At 45.6% G+C, this 24,750-nt stretch carries 23 protein-coding genes; 4 read left to right on the top strand and 19 right to left on the bottom strand.

The genetic code is table 11. The annotated features are described in order from the left end of the window. Positions 1–657 precede the first annotated feature (657 nt). The 12 genes from G344_RS0101780 to ruvC form a co-directional block, all read right to left on the bottom strand. On the bottom strand, positions 658–1,842 hold the full coding sequence (locus G344_RS0101780) for an MFS transporter (protein WP_038154731.1): 1,185 nt from the start codon (positions 1,840–1,842) through the stop codon (positions 658–660). A 290-nt stretch (positions 1,843–2,132) separates the two neighbouring features. Further along, the gene (locus G344_RS0101785; protein ID WP_028254693.1) at positions 2,133–2,933 is read right to left on the bottom strand and encodes a basic amino acid ABC transporter substrate-binding protein; all 801 of its coding nucleotides are present in this window, start codon (positions 2,931–2,933) and stop codon (positions 2,133–2,135) included. A 181-nt stretch (positions 2,934–3,114) separates the two neighbouring features. Beyond that, positions 3,115–4,020 (bottom strand): protein translocase subunit SecF, encoded by a 906-nt coding sequence (secF, locus tag G344_RS0101790; RefSeq protein WP_028254694.1) that lies wholly within the window; start codon positions 4,018–4,020, stop codon positions 3,115–3,117. Continuing rightward, positions 4,020–5,297: a protein translocase subunit SecD gene (gene secD / locus G344_RS0101795; RefSeq protein ID WP_028254695.1), complete on the bottom strand. Its 1,278-nt coding sequence runs from the start codon at positions 5,295–5,297 to the stop codon at positions 4,020–4,022. The genes secF and secD overlap by 1 nt, the downstream gene beginning before the upstream one ends. A gap of 29 nt (positions 5,298–5,326) precedes the next feature. Continuing rightward, on the bottom strand, positions 5,327–5,893 hold the full coding sequence (locus G344_RS0101800; protein ID WP_028254696.1) for a 5-formyltetrahydrofolate cyclo-ligase: 567 nt from the start codon (positions 5,891–5,893) through the stop codon (positions 5,327–5,329). Then, positions 5,894–6,175 carry a preprotein translocase subunit YajC gene (yajC, locus tag G344_RS0101805; protein ID WP_028254697.1) on the bottom strand — a complete coding sequence of 94 codons (282 nt, stop codon included), beginning with the start codon at positions 6,173–6,175 and terminating at the stop codon, positions 5,894–5,896. 47 nt (positions 6,176–6,222) lie between these two features. After that, positions 6,223–7,332 (bottom strand): tRNA guanosine(34) transglycosylase Tgt, encoded by a 1,110-nt coding sequence (gene tgt / locus G344_RS0101810; protein WP_028254698.1) that lies wholly within the window; start codon positions 7,330–7,332, stop codon positions 6,223–6,225. A gap of 58 nt (positions 7,333–7,390) precedes the next feature. After that, positions 7,391–8,413 carry a tRNA preQ1(34) S-adenosylmethionine ribosyltransferase-isomerase QueA gene (queA, locus tag G344_RS0101815; protein ID WP_028254699.1) on the bottom strand — a complete coding sequence of 341 codons (1,023 nt, stop codon included), beginning with the start codon at positions 8,411–8,413 and terminating at the stop codon, positions 7,391–7,393. A gap of 17 nt (positions 8,414–8,430) precedes the next feature. Then, positions 8,431–9,861, bottom strand: coding sequence for a SpoIID/LytB domain-containing protein (locus tag G344_RS10435; protein ID WP_244869476.1), 1,431 nt, complete (start codon positions 9,859–9,861; stop codon positions 8,431–8,433). After that, a complete protein-coding gene (gene ruvB / locus G344_RS0101825; RefSeq protein WP_028254700.1) occupies positions 9,858–10,871 on the bottom strand; it encodes a Holliday junction branch migration DNA helicase RuvB in 1,014 nt (337 codons plus the stop codon). Before ruvB ends, G344_RS10435 begins: the two co-directional genes overlap by 4 nt. A 2-nt stretch (positions 10,872–10,873) precedes the next feature. Continuing rightward, complete coding sequence (gene ruvA, locus G344_RS0101830; protein WP_028254701.1) at positions 10,874–11,482, bottom strand: Holliday junction branch migration protein RuvA; 609 nt, start codon at positions 11,480–11,482, stop codon at positions 10,874–10,876. 56 nt (positions 11,483–11,538) lie between these two features. Beyond that, entirely contained in the window at positions 11,539–12,039 is a 501-nt protein-coding gene (ruvC, locus tag G344_RS0101835) for a crossover junction endodeoxyribonuclease RuvC (protein WP_028254702.1), read from the bottom strand. Between the two features lie 292 nt (positions 12,040–12,331). On the opposite strand from ruvC, the gene G344_RS0101840 reads away from it, so the two are divergent. Then, positions 12,332–13,618 carry a YeeE/YedE family protein gene (locus tag G344_RS0101840; RefSeq protein WP_028254703.1) on the top strand — a complete coding sequence of 429 codons (1,287 nt, stop codon included), beginning with the start codon at positions 12,332–12,334 and terminating at the stop codon, positions 13,616–13,618. 34 nt (positions 13,619–13,652) lie between these two features. Next, the gene (ygiD, locus tag G344_RS0101845; RefSeq protein WP_028254704.1) at positions 13,653–14,435 is read left to right on the top strand and encodes a 4,5-DOPA-extradiol-dioxygenase; all 783 of its coding nucleotides are present in this window, start codon (positions 13,653–13,655) and stop codon (positions 14,433–14,435) included. A 67-nt stretch (positions 14,436–14,502) separates the two neighbouring features. Here the strand turns inward: ygiD and G344_RS11355 are convergent, their stop codons facing one another. Then, the gene (locus G344_RS11355; protein ID WP_028254705.1) at positions 14,503–15,342 is read right to left on the bottom strand and encodes a hypothetical protein; all 840 of its coding nucleotides are present in this window, start codon (positions 15,340–15,342) and stop codon (positions 14,503–14,505) included. 474 nt (positions 15,343–15,816) lie between these two features. Here G344_RS11355 and G344_RS0101855 point away from each other — a divergent pair, with 474 nt between their 5' ends. Next, on the top strand, positions 15,817–16,548 hold the full coding sequence (locus G344_RS0101855; protein ID WP_028254706.1) for a DUF4198 domain-containing protein: 732 nt from the start codon (positions 15,817–15,819) through the stop codon (positions 16,546–16,548). 215 nt (positions 16,549–16,763) lie between these two features. On the opposite strand, the gene G344_RS0101860 is transcribed toward G344_RS0101855, so the two are convergent. From G344_RS0101860 to G344_RS0101890, 6 genes are all read right to left on the bottom strand, one after another. After that, a complete protein-coding gene (locus G344_RS0101860; RefSeq protein WP_156886131.1) occupies positions 16,764–17,264 on the bottom strand; it encodes a flavodoxin family protein in 501 nt (166 codons plus the stop codon). 331 nt (positions 17,265–17,595) lie between these two features. Next, on the bottom strand, positions 17,596–19,068 hold the full coding sequence (locus G344_RS0101870) for a hypothetical protein (RefSeq protein WP_028254709.1): 1,473 nt from the start codon (positions 19,066–19,068) through the stop codon (positions 17,596–17,598). Positions 19,069–19,177: 109 nt separating this feature from the next. Then, positions 19,178–20,119, bottom strand: coding sequence for a DNA-binding protein WhiA (gene whiA, locus G344_RS0101875; RefSeq protein WP_028254710.1), 942 nt, complete (start codon positions 20,117–20,119; stop codon positions 19,178–19,180). Positions 20,120–20,137: 18 nt separating this feature from the next. Next, on the bottom strand, positions 20,138–21,484 hold the full coding sequence (locus tag G344_RS0101880) for a gluconeogenesis factor YvcK family protein (RefSeq protein WP_028254711.1): 1,347 nt from the start codon (positions 21,482–21,484) through the stop codon (positions 20,138–20,140). A 1-nt stretch (position 21,485) separates the two neighbouring features. Further along, positions 21,486–22,418, bottom strand: coding sequence for an RNase adapter RapZ (gene rapZ / locus G344_RS0101885; protein WP_028254712.1), 933 nt, complete (start codon positions 22,416–22,418; stop codon positions 21,486–21,488). A gap of 13 nt (positions 22,419–22,431) precedes the next feature. Beyond that, positions 22,432–23,250 carry a Cof-type HAD-IIB family hydrolase gene (locus G344_RS0101890; protein WP_038154733.1) on the bottom strand — a complete coding sequence of 273 codons (819 nt, stop codon included), beginning with the start codon at positions 23,248–23,250 and terminating at the stop codon, positions 22,432–22,434. 326 nt (positions 23,251–23,576) lie between these two features. Between G344_RS0101890 and G344_RS10445 the strand changes: the two genes are divergently transcribed. Continuing rightward, on the top strand, positions 23,577–24,740 hold the full coding sequence (locus G344_RS10445; RefSeq protein ID WP_051245652.1) for a recombinase family protein: 1,164 nt from the start codon (positions 23,577–23,579) through the stop codon (positions 24,738–24,740). Positions 24,741–24,750: the final 10 nt, after the last annotated feature.

Here is a 24,750-nt window from a genome sequence, read left to right on the forward strand (position 1 = left end):
GAATTTTTGGTTGGTTTCATATTTGAAACCCGCACTCTGGCTATGTTCATTTCTTACGAAATGATTACCTTTACATTGTTCAGTTTTCAAAGATCTTTTAGCAAGTTCATATCGCTATGTCCTTGCGACTTTTAAAAGTATATCAGAGTTACTTTTTCTTGTCAACTCTTTTTTTACTTCTTGTTAAGTCATTTCGTTATCAACCACTGTCTTAGTGGTGACGACTTTGATAATTATAGGGCATAACCAACAGACTGTCAACAGTAAATTTAATTTTTTATTATTTTATTTTCAGCTCTGCTCTAATAGCCTCTCTTAAATACCGCTTTAACTTTATCACTTAATGACCTCTTTAGCAGCATCTCTTAGTTACGACTTTGACAATATCTTTTAATCATAACTTTAACAGTATCCCTCACCACTACTTCTGTTACCGCTACAGATTAGAACAGCCTTTATGTCATTCCAACAAAAAAGCGACCTTCTCTACTACGAAGATCGCTTTTCATTAATTACGTTAGACTTTTATTAATTCCCTTAGACTTTTATTATGTACTTTAAAATTTTATTATGTACTTTAGATTTTTATTATGTACTTTAGATCTTTATTATCTACGTTAGGCTTTTCTTGTTTACGTTAGGCTTTTCTTGTTTACATTAGACTTTTCTTAACTGACCTCGTCGCACGACGAAATGGTAGAGCAAAAATCCAACGACAGCCACCATCGTATTTAGCCAATACATTCCATTAAAACCTATATGAGCAATTACACTGCTCAGTACAGCGGATCCCAAACCAACACCTATATCCATGGAAAGAAAATAGGTGGCCGTAGCTGCCCCTGCCCGGTGGGACGGAGCCACTTCTACCCCAAGCGTTTGAAATGCCGGTGCAATAGCTCCGTAGCCTAAGCCTAAAACGGGGGCAGATGCAATGACACTCCATGCTGACTCCGATACACTCAACACGCAAAGCCCTGCCAAGAAAACTGCATATCCCGGATAAATTAACCATGCCGAACCGTAACGATCGTATACGCGCCCCACTATCGGTCTGGTAATCACAATGATAGCCGCAAAAATAACAAAGAAGTAGCTGGCCATCGAGCCGACGCCCATAGCTGTCAACATAATGGGCACAAACACTAAAATTCCCGAGTAGGTAAAGCTCATAAATAGGCCCATCAAAGCCCAAGGCAATGTCTTTCGTTCTAAAAATCGATCGACAGACCATCCTTTACTACTTACTTCACGAGCCGCGGCGAGTTGCGGTGGTAATGGCTTCCGATTAGCTGCATAAAATCCTACACCACCGATGATAGCCACTGCAATAAATAACGCCTGTGTTCCCCAAGCATCCAAGACAAGTAAACCGAAGAACGGTCCAATGACCATGGCGATGTTTACAAACATGGCAAAGTAACCTACACCTTCGCCTTTGCGATGCTTTGGCAAAACCAATACCGCCACAGCCGCTACAGCCGTTGTGCCTATAGCAAACAACATGCCTTGCAAAAAGCGATAGCCAAATAAATAATTCACTGATGGCGCATAGTTGAATGCCGCAGTAATCAGAAAGAATAAACCTGTGGATGCTAGCAGCATAACTTTCTTATTCAATCCATCAATCAACTCACCGGCAAAGGGACGACACAAAATGCAGCCAATCTGAAAACATGTCATGGCCAGTCCCGCATCAAATGCCGATCCACCGTAAGACATCGTTATGACTATTGGTAACGCAGCAATCATAATGTATTGAACCACATAGAACACACCACTACTAATGCCATATCCCAGAAATTCCGGCGTCCATAATTTTTCTTTATTCTTTTCATCCATAACCAAGTATGTCTCCTCACCTTTCCCATCAAGCTATGCTCCGCCTTCTATTCATACGCCTCACAACTATAAATGAAAAACGTGCTGCACCGAAGTGCAACACGTCAGTCCTACCACCACATATATCATTTGCTTTACATGACAACATATATCACAACATACGTCACTCCTGAATTATTGCAACATACATCGCACTATGAATAGATTGCGAGCTAAAACTACCACACGATTGCTTAAAAGCGATGGTGCTATTATACCCTTTTTGCGCTTTTATAGCAACAAACTACCGATCAGTTAATGTTCCATTTCTTCGCCAGTGCTGCATATGTGCCATCAGCTTTAATATCTTCTACTGCCTTCTTTACTTTTTCGTAAAGCTCTTTATCCTCTTTATTAAAACCAAATCCCATCGTTTGTTTAGTTATCGGTTCTTCTACTAATTTAGCATTACTGTCTTGCGTCGTCGCCAAGTAATACTTAGCAACAGGAATGGCCGTTAAGGCTGCATCCGCTCCGCCTTGCTTTAACTCCAACAGGGCATCCGAATTATGATCAAACTCACGAATCTCTCCGACACCTTCAATCTTATGAGCTGCTACCGAACCGGTCGTCCCCATTTGAACGGCTACCTTTTTCCCCCTCAAGTCGTTCACGTTCTTTACATCATTAATATTTTTAGCCACTAGGATACCCAGCCCCGATTCATAGTAAGGAACAAAATTTAATTTTTCCTGTCGTTCCGGCGTAATAACCATACCTGATGCAATCATATTAATCTGTCCCGTTTGAATGGCCGGAATCAAACCATCAAAAGGAATGTTATTGATTTCCACCTTCATTCCCAACCGTTTGCCGATTTCTCTGGCCATATCCATATCGAAGCCTACGTATTTCTTTTCACCGCTTTCTTCTTTTATAAATTCAAACGGTACATACGTTGGATTAACGCCTACCTTCAGTACCTGTGGCGTTGCTCCGTCTCCGGCAGTTGCCTCCTTTGTAGTGCTGCCACCGCAGCCGCTAACCAAAACCGCCCCGGCTACTAATGCAGCCCCTAATGCTGTTACTATGTATTTCTTCCAATTTGCCATCACACGCTACCTCTTTTCCCTTTCTATTGGCATGACTTGTCGCCTGCACTCAATGTCTTATCACGCGTATGATTATACTTCTTAATGAATATTTAGTCAACATTTAATGCATAAGAATTTATCTTCATTTTATTTTTTACAAAAAAAATATCCCCCTCCTTGCGGAGAGGGATATATAGTTTTATGCTTTTTTAGCCACTTGGTTACGCGCATCCTTGCGATTACGGCTCTTCCAAATAGACCATAACGAGGTTGCTACACAAATGGATGAATATGCACCGCTGACAAAACCAACAATCATGCAAAGCGCAAAATTCTTCGTCGTATCACCACCGAAGAAATACAACGAACAACAAGCAAACAATACCGTTGTCAATGTATAACAGCTACGATGAATACTCTGCGCAATACTTGCATTCGCCAAATCGGCAAACGTATCCGTACGCTTATGGGTATGCGTATTTTCGCGAATACGGTCGAAAATAACAACGGATTCATTCATGGAATAACCGATGACTGTCAGAATAGCTGCCAAGAATGAAGAGTCGATTTCCAAATGGAAGAAGGAGAACACCCCTAATACCATGATCAGATCGTGGAAAATAGCTGCCAACGAGGACAAGGCTACCTTGTATTCAAAGCGATACGAAATATATGCAGCCAATGCCAAGAATGCCACCGCCAAGTTAATCAATGCATGTTCCGTAACTTCCGAACCGATAACGGCCCCTACGGATTCCACACGTTTAACTTCGTTCGGTGCTACATTGGCATTCAGACTGTCAACAATGGCCTTGCTTTCATTTGCATCCAAATTACGGGTACGAATGATAATATCGTTCCCCTCGGTAGCACTAGCTTCGCCGGATAACTGAATCACCGCATTTTCCAATCCGAATTGTTTCAAATCATCCCGGACCTGAGAGACCTGTACGTTGCGATCAAATTGAACTTCTACAATGGTGCCGCCGGTAAAGTCGATGCCCAAATTAAAACCATTCATAAACATGGACACAATACTGATAACTACTAACAGCGAGGAAATAGAAAACCACCAACGATGATGTTTAATAACGTCAAAGCGCATTATTTTCTACCTCCTTTCGTAGTTTTAGGTGCCTTAGCCATCTCCATGGTAACACTGGGAGAAATGTTAGCACCATACCAGAACGGACGATTGGTAATGCGACATTCGATAAGCATTCTAAGCAGGGTACGACTCATGGTAATCGCCGTAAACATACTTACGATAACCCCTAATGCCAATGTGATAGCAAAGCCTTTCACCGGACCGGAGCCCAACAAAATCAAAATTACCGCAGTAATCATAACCGAGGTATTCGCATCAAAAATCGTGGAGAACGCACGTTTAAAGCCGGATTCCATAGACATGCGCAATGTCTTGCCTTCCAGCACTTCTTCTTTGAAACGTTCGAAAATAAGGATGTTCGCATCAACGGCAACCCCCATAGACAGGATAATCCCCGCTATGCCCGGCAGCGTCAATGTCGCGTTGAGTACCAGCGGCCCTAAGATCAATAGTAGTATCAGTACATACACCAATAGGGCCATTGTCGCCACGAACCCCGATAAGCGATACAGGATAAGCATAAATGCCACAATGAGCGCAATCCCTACGGAGAATGCCAATACGGATTTATCCTTGGAGTCCTGCCCCAAGGTCGGACCTACGGTACGAACTTCCATCACTTTAACTTTTACAGGCAATGCACCGGAACGGAGCAAGATCGCCAGGTTCTTCGCTTCGTCCAATGTACGGCTGCCGGTAATAACGGCTTTGCCCCCTGTAATCGGTTCGTTAACCGTCGGGTTGGTAAGCAAATCACCGTCAAGATAAATAGCAATATGGCGACCTACGTTTTCTTCCGTCAAGCGGGCGAACTTTTTAGCCCCTTCGTCGGTAAATTCAATACCGACCATATAGTTTTTATTCTGCCCAATCTGTTCCTTTGCATCTTTTAAGTCATTACCGGTAAGGCGCACTTCGCCTTCTTCGTTTTTAAATTCCATAACCGCCGTTTTACCGATTGTCTTAATGGCTTGGTCAGGATCTTTTACCCCCGGCAACTCAATAATAATACGTTTTTTACCTTCTCGTTGAATAATCGGTTCGGTCAAGCCCATTTCGTTAATACGACGACTGAGGATTTGAATAACGCGTTCTACCGCATCATCCGTCACCTTATTATCGCCGGATTCTTCGGCTTCCAAGACAATATGAGTACCGCCCTGCAAGTCCAGGCCTTGTTTAATGGAATTAGCCAAGGGACTAATAAAATAAATAAAGACCGCTAATATAATACCGATGGCAGCGAGAAATTTAACAACTGCCTTGCTGTTCAAACAAAATTCCCCCTTCTACGCTAAAACCATTACGGCTCGCGACAGATAGTTCTTATATTGGTAATCAATGCATCAACCGGACAATCATGTGCTTCCATAGGGATCGCATCCGCTAACACCTGCATATCCCAGCAAACGCCTACACAACGTGCCTTGGTCGCCTTCGCCAAGAACCGATCGTAATAACCGGCCCCCATTCCCATGCGACCGCCCTTTTCATCAAATGCCACACCGGGCACTAGAATAAGGTCCAAGTCCTCAGGGGCACACATCGTATAGCCCGGACGCGGAATGCGAATATTCAACACACCACGCTCCACATCATCTAACGACTGCAAATGGGCCGCTACCATGTCCGTACTCGTTACGCATACCGGTACATAGACTTCTTTTCCGGCTGCAATTGCCCGTTCAATCACCGTATCAAGGTTTGCCTCTTTCGGCATGGCTAAGTACGCCATAATTCGTGTAGCCTTGTGAAAATACGAAGAAGCAGTAATACGTTCACCTAAGTCAACGGCCCACTGCTTGCATTCTTCTTCGGACAAGGCTTGGCGCCTTGCTTTCATCGCAAGGCGCAATCCTTTTTTATCCATTTATTTGTCATCCTTACCAAGTACACGAGCAACACTGGATCGAGCCACTTTGATCTCTACCTTTTCGGCAATCTGAAGTGTCAACGAATCCTCATGCAACGTATTGATGGTTCCGTAGATACCACCGATGGTCACTACCTTCTGCCCCTTCTTCAGGCTGTTTAGAAGATTGTTGCGCTCTTTCTGCTGTTTCTTCTGCGGGCGGTATAACAAGAAGTAGAAGATAACCACCATCAACAAAATGGGCCAGCCGGCCTGAAACAACTGATTCAAGTCTTCCATGTAATTCACCTCCGTTACATACTGTTATCTTTCAGCGTTAGCTACGACTACTTTTTGTAGTTCGCCCAAAATTCCTCACGGAATGCCGGGAATCGATCCTCTAAAATAGCCTGCCGCATCTCGCGCATGAAATTCAATAAGAAATACAAATTATGATATGACACCAAGCGGAACGCTAAAATTTCCTCCGCCTTGTACAAGTGTCGAATATACGCACGCGAATAATTACGACACGCATAACATTGGCAACCGTCTTCAATCGGGCCCCAATCATGCGCATACGTCGCATTTTTCACCGTCACTCGCCCTTGGTGGGTCATAGCCATACCATTGCGAGCCACCCGTGTCGGGAATACACAGTCAAACATATCAATGCCGCGAGCCACACCTTCTACCAAACAATCCGGTGTGCCTACCCCCATCAGATACCGCGCTTTGCCGGTAGGTAATAACGGCGTCGTATGCTCGAGTATGTCGTACATCAAATCATGCGGCTCCCCTACCGATAAACCGCCTACGCTATAGCCATCGAAATCCATAGCAACCAGCTCTTTGGCGCTGCGCTCACGCAACTCTTTATACATACCGCCTTGGACAATACCGAACATACCCTGCGTCGGCGAGGTGTGTGCCTCTTTGCAGCGCTCCGCCCAACGCGTCGTGCGCGCCGTGGAGCGATCCGCGTAGGCATAATCCGCCGGATACGGAATGCATTCATCAAAAGCCATCGCAATATCGGAGCCTAACTGCTCCTGAACACGCGTAGCAATTTCCGGCGACAGGAACTTCTTGGAGCCGTCAATATGAGAACGGAAGGCTACCCCTTCCTCTGTAATTTTTCGCAAATCGCCCAAGCTGAATACCTGAAAGCCACCGCTGTCCGTCAATATGCCACCATCCCAATTCATAAAGCGATGCAGGCCACCGGCTTCCTCCACCAAATCGGATCCGGGACGCAAAAACAGATGATAGGTGTTGCTCAAAATAATCTGAGCTCCCATCTCTTTTAATTCTTCCGGAGCCATGGTCTTAACCGTTGCTTGTGTGCCTACGGGCATGAACATCGGTGTTGTAAACGTACCGTGCGGTGTATGCAATAAGCCGGCACGCGCCCCCGTGTGGGGACATTCTTTCTGTAACTCGTAGGTTATAACCACTCGCTACCTCCTATCAAAACTAACCCTTTTCAGGTTATTATATCATGAATCGCCGCACTTAGCGAATAAACATAGCATCGCCAAAGCTAAAGAAGCGATACCGTTCTTTTACGGCTTCTTTGTAAGCGGCCAAGCAATGCTCCCGTCCTGCCAAGGCACTGATAAGCATCAACAGCGTGGATTGCGGCAAATGGAAATTTGTAATAAGAGCATCTACCATCTTGTATTGATAACCGGGATAAATAAAGATTTGCGTCCAGTCATGACCGGCCTTCAGTTCTCCATCTACCGTAGCCGATTCCAAGGTACGCACCGACGTCGTCCCTACCGCAACGATGCGTTTACCGGCGCGCCGTGCTTCGTTAATGATATCCGCCGTTTCTTGTGTAACCACATAGTACTCACTGTGCATCTGATGATCTTCAATTACCTCTGCCGATACCGGACGGAATGTTCCCAGACCTACATGAAGAGTAACAAAGGCCAGCGTAACACCTTTTGCCTTTAATCGTTCCAATAATTCCGGTGTGAAATGAAGCCCTGCCGTAGGCGCTGCTGCCGATCCTTTTTCACGGGCGTATACCGTCTGATACCGATTTTGGTCCTCCAGCTTTTCATGAATATACGGAGGTAACGGCATTTCTCCAATGTCCTGAATGATATCATCAAACACACCGTCTACGGTAAAGCGAATGATGCGCCCGCCAAAATCGGTCTTATCTATAACAGTACCGCTGAGTTTCTCATTAAAGACGATTTCTTGACCGATAGGGCATTTCTTTCCCGGCTTTACCAAACACTCCCATGTATTTTCACCGCAAGGGGTCAACAGTAATACTTCCACTTTGCCGCCGCTTTCTTTGCGGTGACCGTACAAGCGTGCCGGTATCACCTTTGTATCATTGAACACTAATACATCATTAGATCCCAATTCATCGATAATATCATAAAAATGCGCCTTATGTCCCACTTCACCGGTGACCTTATCAAGCGTCATAAGCCGTGATGTATCACGCGGTTCCACCGGATGCTGTGCAATTAATTCTTCCGGTAATTCATAATCAAATTCTGTCACTTTCATATTACGTCATCTCACTTCTAGTATTGTTTATCAAAAGTAATGCCCTCATAGTAATGTCCCAATATGGTTTTGTAATACTCCTTGGCATTACCGGCTTTTTGAGCCATCGCCGCGGCACCCCACTGGGACATGCCTAAGCCGTGTCCCCAGCCATACCCGCGGATAAAGACAATATCATTGGCTTTTTTAAATCGATGATATGCCTTTGGTTTTTTTAAGCTGTCCGCCGTGGCCGGCGGTCTTACATTTACATAAAAATCAAATAGCGTGGATTTAAGCCCGAGCAGCTTCATCAAGCTGTCGCCGGAAATCGTAAGGGTTCGCTTACTGCCAACGAAGACGGCCGATTTAATTCGTCCCGATACACCGCGATCGCTTTCGTTCATAGGCCGCTTTCGCAGCGGACTCAGTTTAATTTCCTTTAAGGTTCCCACATCTTTACCGGCTGCACGAAGCTTGCTTTCCAATTGCGCTCTGCTTAATCGCACCGTCCATGCCGAGGTGTCACTATTGTGCGCATAATCTTTGACGCCTTTTAAATACGGCTCGTGACCGCCCCATACATGTACACTGTCTTCGGTGTAGCCACCGCCGTCAGCGTGGAACAATGCTTGAATGGGCGCGCCGCCATAGGTCATGACAATGCCCCGCGTAGCATCTACGGCTGCCGTAGTAGCTGCAAACTCCGCACCTTTTCCACCATACACTTGATGAGCTACCGTCGGCTCCAAATCATAGCTGTCACCTTTGGTAGCAGCCATCGTATACATAGCGTACGTACGCGCTGCTACGGCCTGTGCCTTCAAAGCTTCTGCCGGCCAAGTAGGCACGGCTTCCTTCGGCACTACGCCATAAATATAATGCTCCATAGGAACTTCATTAACAAGACGCATGCTACTGCCGACTACGGACACGACCAACTTGCCACGGTACCACGTGCCGTTCACATTCACTGCCGCCTGACTGTCCCCCAGCGAAGAAACCGCCGGTTCAATATACGCTACGCGCCCCATCTTTTTACCGTTAATCGCCACCTGTCCGCCGGTCAGTGAAATGGTAACCGACACCGGCTTCTTCAACTCCTTACGATATGTATGCGTTTCATCAAAGACCCGTATACCTGCAGGACTACTCAAAGGAAAGGCGCCTGCCCGCGAACCGATTAGAACGCGCACCGCCGGTCCCAACTCACGGGGAACAGTGGCCGGTGCCTCCTTGCCTCGCCTCGACTCCTTAGCCGTATCATTCTTCGTAACTGCCGCGGTTTTACTGTCAGTCTTTCTTTCCGCGGATGATATAACCGTACTCTTTGTTACATTTTCTTTAGACGAAGATACAGTACTTACTTCTTTCGTCACCGAAATAACCGCTGCCTGCGCCGGACCAATAGCGATTGCACTTAGCATACAACCCATAAGAAGTCCGGCTATACGTTGCTTACCTGTCATCGTTCCTCCTTGTGGGGATTTACGATTCCCAAATGATCATACGCCGCTTGCGTAGCAATTCGACCGCGGGACGTACGTGCCAAAAATCCCAACTGCATTAAGTACGGTTCATACACATCTTCAATCGTTTCACGTTCCTCGCTGACAGAAGCAGCAATCGTATCAATGCCCACCGGACCACCGTTAAATTTCTCAATAATAGAACGCAGTACACGCCGATCGATACGATCAAGTCCTACTGCATCCACATCTAGCCGGCCCAGGGCTTCATCGGCAATCTCTCGCGTAATAATGCCGTCGCCGATAACCTGCGCCACATCGCGCACTCGCTTTAGCAAACGATTGGCAATACGCGGCGTTCCGCGAGAACGCCGTGCGATTTCAGAAGCTCCTTCCGGCTCAATACCGATGTTTAGTATTTCCGCTGCTCGCGTAACGATAAATTCCAACTCGGCTTGCTTATAGTATTCCAATCGACTGATAACACCAAAACGATCACGCAACGGTCCCGCTAGCGCTCCGGCCTTCGTCGTAGCGCCTACCAAGGTAAACCGCGGCAAGTCAATGCGAACCGAACGGGCACTGGGTCCCTTGCCGATAATAATATCCAACGCGTAATCTTCCATTGCCGAATATAACACTTCTTCCACACTGCGAGAAAGGCGATGAATTTCGTCAATAAACAATACGTCTCGGTCATCCAGGTTAGTCAACAGCGCCGCCAAATCACCGGCGCGCTCAATGGCCGGCCCCGAAGTGATTCTAAAATTAACACCTAACTCATTGGCAATAATACCGGCCAATGTAGTTTTTCCCAGTCCCGGCGGTCCATACAAAAGCACGTGATCCAATGCCTCTTCACGTTGTTTTGCCGCTTGGATGAAAATAGATAAATTTTCTTTCGCCTTTTGTTGACCTATATACTCCTTGAAGTAGCGCGGACGCAAACTGTATTGCCAGGTATCTTCGTCGCGCTCATCATTTGAAACTAAGCGTACTTCTTCGTCCATGCTTACCTACCTTTCCCCAATGAAGATAACACGGCACGCAATAATTGTGATACATCCTTCGTACCGTCATCTAACCGTTCAATCTCCGGTGCTACTTCTTGTTCTGTGTAGCCCAGCGAAAGCAGAGCCGCCAATGTTTCACCGGCTACGCCCGTTGCTCTTTGGGCAACGGCAGTCGGAGTTACTTCATCGGATGCGCTTACACTGCCTAACTTATTGATTTTATCCTTTAACTCGAGTACCAATCGCTCTGCCGATTTTTTCCCAATGCCCGGCAACTTTGTTAGCGCCTTGACGTCACCATTATAAATAGCCAACATGATTGACTCCGCCGGCATGCCCGACAACATTCCCAAGCCTACTTTGGGCCCGATGCCGGATACTGAAATAAGCAATAAAAACAAATCGTATTCAGCCATTGAAGCAAATCCATACAGCTGTATCGCATCTTCTCGAACACTCATGTACGTGTATAACGTAACCTCTTCGCCTTCCGACAATGCATCCCTTGTGGATGCAGCCACATACACACGATAACCTACGCCGTGTACATCAACATAACAGCTGTCTCCAAACAGATGGGTTATCACACCCTTAACATATCCAATCATACGCGCTCACCTATTGTATTCATTCCATTCGTTATAGTGTTTGTCCTACTCAGCGCTTATAGCTGTATCCGCCGCTTTAACCGATCGCGATGAGAACTGTGCGCTGTGCAAATAGCGACTGCCAATGCATCCGCCGTATCGTCAGGCTTAATTTTTTCACGAATCCCTAAAATATTCATCGTCATATAAGTAACCTGATCCTTCGTTGCCTTGCCATAACCTACAACGGCCTGCTTAATCTGTAACGGCGTATACTCGTAAATCGGTATATCCTGCTGATGTGCAGCTAACAAAATAACACCGCGTGCCTGCCCTACCGTAATGGCTGTTGTTACATTGCGGTTGAAGAACAGCTCTTCCACGCCAAACTTGTCCGGCTTATACTCTTCTAAAATATCACTCAGCTGATTAAACAATATTTCAAGACGAGCCGCATCGCTATCCTTAGGCTCCGTCGTAATTGCTCCATAGGCCACCGGTCGCAGGCGACTACCTTCCACATCGATAATGCCATATCCACAAATTGCCGTTCCCGGATCAATTCCAATAATTCGCACCGTGCCCTCCTTTAGCTACTTAAAAATTTCATACTGTTTATTATAGCATTCTTTACTGATCATATGCCAGTATTCACGTAAATCCCTGCCGCAGCTATGCAGTACCGGATAATAACCGACCATGTTCATCATAAAATTTGATTATTGTCGTTCTTATATTTCTTTGACAACCTCACTACCCTTAGGTATAATGAGCCAGTCACATTTTATTCCTATTCTTTTAAAAGGATTTATTAGTGTTTTGTTACACTGAATTGAGAGAGAGTTTTACATTGAGAAAAAGAGGTGTCTTATGAGAAAATCAGAGTCCTATGCGGCACTTGTTATTGCCGCTGCTGCCTTATTTTTTGGGGAATGGTTATTAGGCAGCCAAGAATTATATGTTCGTTTGCTAATCGGTATTGGACTGGGCTACGCCCTATCTCGCGGGTATATCGGTTTTGCCGGCAGTGTCAATCGCGCCTATACTACGGGGTCAACGCGCTTGATGCGTATATTAATGTTCATGTTCTTTATTTCTGCACTTATGTCAGTGGCTGTCCTTTACGGTCATGATGCTACTAGCTTCGACCTTTGGGTGAATCCCATTAATACAGGCTTACTAATCGGTGGTCTGCTCTTTGGCTTTGGCATGGTCTTCTCCGGCTGCTGTGCCAGTGGGGTACTGGTTAATATGGTTGAACTGTTACCTCAAGCTATCATCACCCTTTTCTTCTTTGGCATGGGTGTATTCATCGGATTTCCCGTACAGCAAACTGCATCTTGGATCAACGAATCATGGTTATCTACACCTACCGGCACCGCCTTGGGCACCAAAGGTGTTTATTTTCCGGACTTGTTTCCCAATGATGGACTGAACGGTTATTTGGGCGCCATACTACTGACTGCCGTGCTTTGTTTCCTCGTCATTGGCGTATCCTACCTTTACGAAAACAAACGTAAGAAATCATCTACCTATCGCTTACAATTTTTAGAGCACATGCAGGTCGATTACATGCAACGCGATTTGACAAAAGATATCGACATTACCCATGTACCGCAGCTATTTACCCGCGATACCTTTGAACGGCTGTTCGTCAATCCTTGGTCCATGCGTACCGGCGCTATGGTTATCGCTTCCATCTTCGTTATCCTCATGGGCGTAACCAAAGCAGGTTGGGGTGCTTCGACACCATACGGTATTTGGTTTGGAAAATTACTTATCACCCTCGGTGTTGGTACTGAACACATTGTCGCTTTTACCGGAATGAAAGCAGCCCCGTTTGTAAATCCCTTCTTCAGCCACCCCATTACTGTGCAAAATATAGGAATCATCCTTGGTGCATTGCTATACATACTCTGCTGCGGTCAATTCATCAACTCTATGAAAGCCAGTCTGCATATTTCCGGTAAACAAATTGCCTTCTTTGCATTGGGTGGATTTTGCATGGGTATCGGCACTCGCTTTGCCAACGGCTGCAATGTAGGGGCGTTGTTTACCCCTATTGCCAACTTCTCGTTATCCGGCTGGATTTTCTTTATCTTTCTCGTAGCCGGTGCTATCATAGGTAACAAGGTAGCCGAGAAGGCCAGATTATAATGAAAGCTTAATCGTAATGAAAGGAGGCCGTCCTATGAGCCAGACAACATTTCCTGTTATCTTCGCCGGACACGGTAGTCCCATGATGGCACTGGAAACCACGGATGTAACCCGAGCCTTTTCTCGTTTGGGAGAACAAATTTTAAAGGAGTACGGCACACCCAAAGCAATACTTATGATATCTGCCCATTGGTTCACACACGGCACGTATATCCAAAGCGCTGCCGTTCCAAAACAAATTTATGATATGTACGGCTTTCCCCATGAGCTATACGAAGTCAAATATCCTGTAAAAGGCTCCGCCTCGTTGACCAATGCAGTACTAAACCTCTTGGGCAAGGATGTATCCATCAACGATGCATGGGGTATCGATCACGGTGCTTGGACCGTCTTACTGCATATGTTCCCGGACGCTTCTATACCGGTTGTGCAATTATCCGTAAATCACGACCTCTCTCCTCAAGCGAGTTATGAGCTCGGTCAAAAGCTGATGTCCTTGCGTGAGTCAGGCTATCTCATCATGGGAAGCGGCAATACCGTACACAACCTGCGTGAAGCCGATTGGAGCAATCCCGGTGGCACCGCAGCAACTCACCGATTTAACGACTACATCATCGATGCTGTCACATCCGGTCATTATGAACCGGTCATAGGTTATACTGCACATCGCGACGCATCGTATGCTGTTCCTACGCCGGATCATTTTCTCCCTCTACTCTATTGCTTGGGAGCCGCCGGTACGGATAACGCAGTAGCTTTTAATACCACCTGTAATTTAGGCAGCATTGCCATGACAGGGTTCACCTTTGGGATGTAACTGAAACACATAACTTAGAGGACTACTTGTGCCTTGGCAGACAAGTCTTGCAAATGACCTGTCTCCATCATGAGTAGCCCTCTTTCTTTTTGCCAAAGGAATTAACAGGACACAGTTTTACTTCTTGAAACTCTGCATTTTTTAATTTATTCTCTTTGGGTTGTTCAAGGATAGCTTCGCTACCTTTCTTTGTACTTTCTTTAGAGATGTTTAGTTTAGTTTTATTTAGTTTAAGTATGCGTTCGGCTAGGCGTTCGGCTAGGCGTTCGGGTGGGCGTTCGGGTAGACGTTCACCTAAGCAGTCTCTTTGACCTTCGGTTTTCGGCATACTTTGACCTGTGTTATCCATATTACCTTGCTGTTCACTTTGGCATTCATGAGTCAGTCCATGTTGTAGATTATTTTCTACGCGCATAAGAAGAATTTCTTCATCAATGTCTCCTTCGGCCTCTTTACCTTCAGCATCTTTATCTTCAATATCTTTACCTGCAACCAAATTAACTACGCCCATACTATTAATTTCTTCACTATCAATATCTTCACTATCAATATCTTCGCTATCACTTATATCCACAGCAATCGCAGCACTGTTACCTGATAAAAAGCTGGTCACAATCCCTTCCTCTTTCATGGAAATCATTTCATAGACTGTCGCTTTCTTACCCGGACGTACACTGTATCGAATGCGCCCCGCTTTCTGTAAATCAATCCGCGCTCGTTTCACTGATGACTCGGTCAATCTCGTACTTGTCATCAGCATTGACATGGGAACAGAAAATTGTTTCTTCCAAGAACATGTATTGTTATAATGCATCAACACATACCAGAGTAATTGCGCCGATGAAGATACTTCCGGATGCAATGTAATCCAAACATTAAATGCGTTCATTTCTTCGATGTAATTCATGAGTCGTACCTCCCTAAAATCGCTCGAGGAAAATTACCCCCTCACTTATAACAGGCAAAAACGACCCCTTTTTTAAACATAATTTCCCATACTTTTTTATCATACTATCATTTTATTTTCACAACCAAGCTAATAAACCCTGTATACATCGGCACCGAACGCTTTTTTCAGTTGGAAATAAAAATTACAAAAAATCTGTTCGCATCGCTCCAATCGATGGATATGTGCAAACAAAAGCAATTAACACTATCGAACACTCATTTAATAAAACCAAATATTTAATTAATGACATAAAAATCAAAGATTTCTGTATATAGATATCGTAGAATACTTTCATTTTTATTTTTCGCACACAATAGAATCCTCTCGATATGATGTAGAGTTTATAAAAATATTTTATAGTTATTGAAATTAAATATCATTTAAAATATAATAAAAACAACCTATGGGATATGTTTATTAGGGAGGATATGTATGAAAAGAAAATTAGTCAGAAAAATCACAGGTTTAGCATTAACACTTGGTATTACAGTATCTATCGGAGCTGCAGTATCTGCACACGGCGTCTATTTTGCCGATCGTCTGGACACACCGACCTTAGTTCTTGGCGAAGGGCCATATGATAACGCCTATCAACCATCTATGGTAACAGCTCTCGACGGCTACAGTGTTACCGGTGCGCCGATGACAGTAGATGTAAAAAAACATGCATCCAATATTACAATTCAAAAATCGGATACCCTGGGACGTACAGTCACCTTCTTTGATTATGGTCACTTTACGAAGGACGCTTCCGGTACGATGCATGCCTTTAAAACGTTCGCCGAAGTACCTAATGCCGTAAAAACAACGCACGCCATCAAGTACAATATTCATTACTGGCAACCGGAAACAATACCTACTGCCATTGACAATGTGCCCATTCAAATTATTCCTTCCGTCAATCCTTTGACATTGCGCAAAGGAGATACGTTTACCATCCAAGTCCTTAAGGACGGAAAACCCTATAGCCATGCACCTCTTATCGGCGATGTGATTAATGATCTTACCAATGAAAGCGAGGCCGATGAACATGGTCGTGCTACACTAACCGTGCAGGCGAACGGTCTAAATGTCATCGGTGTTGAAGTTGCACTTCCTACTGATAATCCCCATACGCAAAATAAATATTTCTCGTCATTATCCTTTATTATCGATCCCGAATAGTAAAAAGCATCCTACGATATCTCTTTAAACCTCAATCCAATAAAGGCATACTTAAATAAAGAGGGCGATTCATACCATACGCATGTCATTCGACAGAATTGACTGCTGAGGCATGAGTCGCCCTCTTTTCCCTCTTATTTGGAGAGAAGACACTATCATACTACTATGATAGTGATGCAATGATGATACACAACATATATGTGCATCACTTTATATTATATGCGGCGCGCAAATTCTTTTGCCAACGCAATGTCGTTGGCATCGGGATGAGTAGCGCCTTCTTTATGTCTTTCATCACGCTCTTTACTTTGTCCGTGTGGATGTCCTTTAGGAAATTTCTTATACATCAAAGCAATGACTTTAGGATCCACCTTTCCCTGACAAACGAAGGTATCGATTGGGGTTTGTCCTTCCGGTAACAATGAAATCGCCGCAGACATAGTGTCTTTTGCATGTTTCATCATCGGCGGCACACCACAGGTCATAAACAGTGCCACTTTGTCATTGTGAATTCTGGTGAGCACGGTTTGTGCCAATGCATCGGCTTGCAGTTGATTCGCCCAAAATCCCAAACATACCACGTCATATCCGGATAAATCCTCGGGAGCATCCTGCACTCGTACACAAGGTGTTCCCTGCGGCAATTCATCGGCAATCGCTTCTGCTACTTGCTTTGTATTTCCCGTCACCGAAGAATATATAACAATGTAGGTCAAATTCTTTTTTGTATCCATCCGTTACCTCCTCAGCAGTATAAACTAGCTATTTTGTTTAACTCATTTAACTCATTTAACTTATTTAACTTATTTAACTTATTTAAATCACTTAACTTATTTAAATTACTTATCTTACTTAACTCATTTAACTTATAGTACCCATCTGATGTAATATTGCTTATCTTACTTATCATGCCTAGCTTGCTTATCATACGTATCTAACTCATCTAACGTATTTTACGTATCCTGCGCATCTTACTATTTCAGTATAAGAAAAATGCCCCGGCACGACTGGTGCCAGGGTAACATATACTATATGTATCACTTCATATCAATCCAAAGGAATAAAGAGAAAGCGTACCGGCAAGTTAGAGGCACCGGCCGGTATAAACCGGAGAACAATGGGTTCACCGGGTGTAAACGTGTCTAAATACATGGTATCGTAAATCGTACCATGCCCAATATATTCATCATAGGTACCGGGTACTTGATAAATTTTATTGTGTGTACCGCTTACAATTTGTACCGACCCTGCATAGGCACCCCCTAAGGGATTAAAATATACAGCAAAGCGTTTATCGCCGGCAGTGGGAATCGTCACGTCATAGGATACGCCGTAATTTCCTTTATCCGTCATCGCTTTGTTATTCGTTAACTCGTCTACCCCTTTAATAAACGCGTCCTCACGATCGTTGCCGATAGTTATCGCCGAAGCACCCAAGGAGCTATTATACGGTGTTTCGGATTGCATGTACCGCATCACACCGTGAAAGGTACCGCGCAGCTCTACGTCATCCATAGGCTGTACCGGTGCAATATACGAGTAGCCCAATGGACCTGATCCCTTGTTGAGCATCAATACCTTCGCCTGAATCGGTTCGGATGAGGTAAAGTCCACTATACCCGATATTAACTGATCCTTTTTTACCGGTATATTCGACAACTCTTCAAAGAGCAGCTTACGGCTATGCGAAGGCAACAGCCAGTTTTCTTCCTTAGCTATGCGCAATCCTTTCCCCAACTGCGGTGGCATGTTGGCATCAATGGCCTTTAGCTTTTCTGCCAACTGTTTCTTTTTATATTTTTTATCCGCCGCAGCTAATGCGCGTTCCGCGTCAGCTTCCTGTGAAGCTTGCCACAGCACCAATTCATTGAAGGATAATTCCCGCCCGACTTTAAAATATGCATCGCTCGGTTCCGTAACCAGCTTGCGCTTCACCGTTATACGACTATCCGTGTTGCCATTATTTTCTAACACAATAGCTACTTGCTTATCTTGATCTGCTTCATTAACATGATAAAAGTACACGCGGCTCTTTCCTTGCAGCGTGCCTGCTGCCAAAACACCATCCGACGATACGTACTCGGGGCTGTCCGACAAGAGCAATGTTCCCTCTTCTTTAATAACCTTCACCGGAACAGTCCCAAACTGATAGTTATCAATATTGATACGCTGGCTGGGAAGTACATTTGAGACACTGATTGTCGTATCGTTCCGCTGTCCCAAGAGTTTGATTTTTCGTTCCGGCACCGCTGTATCGCTATGCTTTGTTTCATTGGTTGCTATCTTTACAGACTTTTGTTTTTCCGGCTGTGTCACCGCGTTGTCTACCTTCGCCGGTGTATCGTTTGTATTCGGATTCACTGTGTCCGATTCGCCGGTTTCCTTATGCACCGTGTAATAAATTGTTTTGCCATCATCCGACGGAACTCCATCTGCCTGTACCGGAGAGGCTCCACCTATCCAGGTCCCTAGGGCCAAACAGGCTGCCATCACGGCGCTTACGTGCTTTTTCTTTTTCATTGTTGTCTTACCTTCTTTTAGTTATCTACTTCATGAACCTCGTTAAAACCTTTCAACGGGGCGCTCCGCATTATGCGAAGCGCCCCGTTTCTTGTAAGGTTCTCTTCTATTATACCTCATCCAGTCCATGAGGTTCATAATCTAATGCAATTTTTTCTAATTTTCGCAATCGATGGCCAACGCCTGACTTACTGAGACCGCTGCCCAAAATATCTGCCAGCTCCTGCAAACTGGCATCGGGATTTTCACGGCGTACCAACGCCACCTCATACAGCTTCGGCTTCAATTCCTCTAGCGGTTGGTGCCGCTCGATGATACGGATGCTTTCCAACTGACGTACCGCCGCATTCACTGTTTTTTGTAAATTTGCTGTTTCACAGTTGACCTGTCTGTTAATTTGATTGCGCACCGTCTTCATAATACGGACGTTCTCAAATTCCATCAACGCCGACGTGGCTCCCATAATCTGCAAGCACGAGGTAACCGAGTCACCTTCCTTAAGGTAAACAACGTATTCCTCTTTGCGCTCTGTTACCCGCGCCGTAATGCGGAACATGTGTAATACATGCACAATAGCTTCGGCAAATTCACGATTGCCGGTCATAAATTCCAGATGGTAATCGCTTTCCGGTTTGTTAACGGAACCACCGCCCAAAAAAGCGCCACGCAAAAAAGCACGCCGTGCTTCCATCGTATCAAGCCAGTCATCGGTAATCGACGCCGTCACCGGCCACAGCGCCATGTCTTCCAATGCAATTCTCCCTGCTTCCGTAGGCTCAACGGTTAGAGTGTACACATTTTTTTTGCGCAGATTCAGTCCTCGCCGTATCAGTACTGAGGTATGCAGCGAATATTGAGAGCGTAAAATTCCCAGTACACGCCGCGCTACCGCATTATTGGCTGTCGCCAAGCGTATACCTACGCGCCCGTGCATGCCTAGAAGCAAGGAGCCGCCCATGCGTAATAAGCAGGAGGCTTCTATCTTTGCCGATAAAGGCGTTTCATTTTGGTACTGACATAATTCGTTTTTCACATCCTCTGCAAATGACATAGGGGCCTCCTTTCTTATTTAATGATCATTTCGCTTCAAATAGTATTCTAAAATATGTGGTTCAATATCTGTTTGCAATGCATACACTATGTCCATAACCACCTTGCCCAAGCGTTCGGAGTCGTGTACCGGTCGACCGCTGTCATCCATCAAGCTGGCCCGAATGGTGCGCACACCTAAGGCAGCCAGCTCGTCGGCATTAACCAACACCGGTTCGGAGCCCGTTTCCCGATAGGCCTCTACGGAGTCACCTTCCGGATATGTGTCATTCACAAGTATGGTGTCGATAAGAGATGCACCGCCCTGTGCCTGTAACGCCCGTACATGATCGGCTGCCGTATAGCCATCCGTTTCGCCGGGCTGGGTCATCACATTACAAATATACAGCTTAGCCGCCTTGCTGGCTTGTATATGTTCTGCAATTTTATCAATCAACAGATTTGGCATAATGCTCGTGTATAAACTCCCCGGGCCCAAGATGATAGCATCAGCTTCGTCAATAGCCTGTAGTGCCGCCCCTTCCGGCTTCGGCAAGGCCGGTTCCGTAAAGACGCGCTTTATTGGCTTACCGGCATGTGGAATATGACTTTCACCGGCCACAATCGTGCCGTCTTCCATCTCAGCCATAAGGCGTATGTTTTCCGTCGAAGCCGGGATAACCCGTCCACGTACTTTTAAAATTTTACTGGACGCTTCCAATGCCTTATCGATGTCCGCGTCCAATACCTGCGTCAACGCAGTAAGAAATAAGTTACCGAAGCTGTGACCCGCTAAATCTCCTTCACCACCGAAGCGATAGCGGAACAGCTTTTCCATGAGTCCTTCTTTATCTGCCAGAGCAACTAAGCAGTTGCGTAAGTCGCCGGGCGCAATCATTTTAAAGTCTTCCCGCAAACGACCGGACGAACCGCCGTCATCCGCTACCGTAACGATGGCCGTCAGATTCGCCGTGCGCCGTTTTAATCCGCGCAATAGGGTAGACAGACCCGTACCACCGCCGATAACCACAATTTTCGGTCCCTGTCCGAGACGAATATTTTGGAAAATATAATCGCTAACCTTCTCGGAATCCGCCGGGATAACGGCGCGAATGATGGTTTTAATCACCCGCCGCGTTCCCATAATCATAAAGAGTATTCCCAATATGATGGCAATAAACCCGATGGTAGCTACTACCGTGTAATTATACGAACCCGTCGTTTCAAAAATGAGCTGTAAAAACACGTCTTCAAAATAGGCCAGCCATTGATAATTAAGCATCAGGGCCACACCGAGGATCAATAATCCCACACCGGTAGAAAACAAAAACAACCAGCGCTTTATATTCAGTCCCGGTGCCAGCCACCGAAAGAACCGCGTTCGCATGTTATTTCGCCCCTTCCGAGGATTCCGCCGTAAATTCGTGAGGATTGAAATCCTCTTCTACATTATTCTTCATCATATCCCGATGTTCTACGCTAACCCGATAGCCCAGCTCCTGTATATGTGTGTACAAGGCTTCCGCCATCGCCACACTGCGATGCATACCGCCCGTACAGCCAACGGCAATCACAAATTGGCTTTTTCCTTCCTTTTCGTAATTAGGAAGCAAGAAATCCATCGTCTTGAAATAATGATTTTTAAATTCCGTTGTTATGTCAAAGGAATGAATGTAATTGTTTACCTCCGGTACGCGCCCCGTTTTGTGACGGAACTCGGGAATGTAGTAGGGATTCGGCAAAAAGCGTACATCCCATACCATATCCGCATCCAGCGGTATGCCGTATTTAAAACCGAAGCTGACTACAGTCACCGCAAGGCGCCGATCCGGATTATCTCCTTCCGCAAAGCGCTGACGCAGATAGCTTTTTAAATTATTCGTCTTCATGTCTGTCGTGTCGATAATATAATCCGCACGATGACGAATGCTATCCAGCATACGACGTTCTTCTTTGAGACCCGTAGTAATGCGGCCGTTCGGAGCCAACGGATGACTGCGGCGCGACTCCTTATAGCGACGGATTAACGCTTCGTCCGTTGCTTCCATGAATACGATCTCATAAGGCACCTGCATCTCTTTCAACGATTTCAGTGCATCCGATAAGGATTCAAAAAACTCACCGCCTCGAATATCCACCACTAAGGCCACATGGTTAATTCGTTCACCTGCTTGGCGACATAAATCGCTGAACTTGGGAATCAAAACAGGTGGGATGTTATCGACACAAAAATAACCCATGTCCTCCAATGCCTGCATGACCTGTGTCTTGCCGGCACCGGACATGCCCGTCACTATGATCAACCTAAAATTGTTCTCCATGATGTTCTCCTCCCTACGCTTCATTTCGGCCCAGCACGTGAGTAGCCACCCAGTGCGCTACGCCATCATCTTCGTTACTTCGGCACACCTCATCGGCTACCGCTTTAACCATTTCTTCCGCATTAGCTACCGCAATGGCATGACCGGCTTCCTTAAGCATGGAAATATCGTTCTCCGAATTACCGAAGGCTACCATCGCTTCCACGGGGACGCCTAATCGCTGCGCCATAAAGTGAAGTGCTTCCCCTTTGGAAGTCTGCGGCGGATTGAGTTCCAAGAAATGCCGCTTGCTACGCACAATGGCCAGCTCACTGCCCATAGCTTCATGCAGCGTGCGACTGATAGTATCAATCACTGCCGGTTCTTCAATGATAAGCAGCTTATTCGGTTCCCCGTCAAGCTCATATAAGGCATCGCCGATATACACTGCCGTAGCCCCGGTTGCTTTTTCATAGCTTTTTGAAAATTCCGTTTCATGATGTACATAGAGCACATCATCCACATAGGCCTGAATGTACCAGCCTCGTTCTTTTGCCATAGCAAGTACTTTGCGCGCCGTAGCAAGGGGAATTGTTTTCTCATACAGCTTGCGTCCCGATTCAATACACTGTACTAAGCCACCGGAATACAGTACCATCGGTACATCACCGATACCAAGCGCCTTGCCGACGGGCTCTGCCGTCTGATACATGCGCCCTGTAGCAATCAGCACCTCAATACCTTCGGCCTGCGCTGCTTTTAATATGTCCTTTGTATATGCCGACACCGTATTGTCGTCGCGCAATAAGGTATCGTCTAAATCTATCGCCAATAGGCGAATACCTGTCGTCATCTATGTCCACCTACTCCATCCTACGAAGCAACTGCTGCATCTTGTAACAGTACACTGTCTCATTTCGCATCGTAACAATGACACAACTTATACACGTTACATTGTAACCGCTAAACAGTTCCTGTACTTTGCCTATTACATTGTAACAATGCAATGGCTCGTACGCATAACATTGTAATAATGCAACGATCTATACTGCTCCGTTATTATATAATTTACTATGTTTAAGTATATCACATTTCCCTTGCTTCAATGCAGCGAAAAGAAGGAATTTATTTATCCATCTAAGCTTGCTGTCAAACAGTATTACACTACGGGAGGTTATTATGACATACCACAAAAAAGCAGCCCTTTATATCCGTGTCTCTCATGAAGAACAGGCTATGAAGGGCTACTCCTTACAGGCGCAGGAGAATAGACTCCTTGCGTATGCTGCCTTTAAAGGCTATGAAGTTGTCGATGTATATAAAGATGAAGGCGTATCCGCCCGTCATCGTCCCGGCCATCGCCGCGAGTTTGCACGCATGATGCACGATGTTACTGCCGGTCGTATTGAAATCATAGTGTTTATAAAACTGGATCGCTGGTTTCGCAATGTATCTGACTATTATTCCTATCAGTCCATTCTCGATGCGCATCACGTAGAATGGGAAACCACCGAAGAAGATTACAACACAAGTACGGCCCAAGGACGTTTATATTTAAATATCAAGCTGTCCATCGCTCAAAATGAGTCGGACACCACTGCCGAGCGTATACGTTTTGTGTTCGCCGATAAAATCAAACGCCGTGAGGCGATTTCCGGCAAGCTCCCCTTAGGGTATGCCATTGAAAATAAACGCATCGTCCCCAATCAGCATGCTGCGGTGGTGCGCGATATCTTTCATCATTATCTGGCGGTAAAATCCATACGTGCCACCATGCATTATCTCTATAATCGCTACCATATCAAACGCACGTATCCGGCAATGGTCAAACTGCTGCGCAACGAAAAATATACAGGCCTTGCTTACGGTGATCCGCAGTACCTACCTCCTTTAATTTCGCAAGAGACCTTTTCTGCCGTACAGCACCTACTTGAGGAACAACGACGCTTTCATCAAACGCCGCATCGCCTTTATCTCTTTACGGGGCTCCTTCACTGCCCGCACTGCGGGAAGCGACTCGTTGGCTTAACCCGTCATTACAAAACACGGCAGTACATCTATTACCATTGTCCGTCACCGACCGGGTCGCCCATTGCATCGCACAGCTTTCGCCTAAAAGAAGCGGAGCTGGAGGAAAAGCTTTTAATCGCCTTACCCTGCGTCATGGAGCGTCTTACCAAACGCGACTCCATCAGCTCAGCTTTCACCTTTTACCTCAGCTGTCATCATTTGTATCCGCACTGGCATTATACCGAGCGCCGCCATTATTGGCAAACGTTATTGCGCAGTATACACTTTGATGAAGTCGGCGATCCGGTAATTACTTTATGCGAAGAGGTGTAATTACAGGCTG

Origin of the sequence: Veillonella magna DSM 19857 (genome assembly GCF_000428745.1) — a bacterium.
Taxonomy (GTDB): domain Bacteria; phylum Bacillota; class Negativicutes; order Veillonellales; family Veillonellaceae; genus Veillonella_A; species Veillonella_A magna.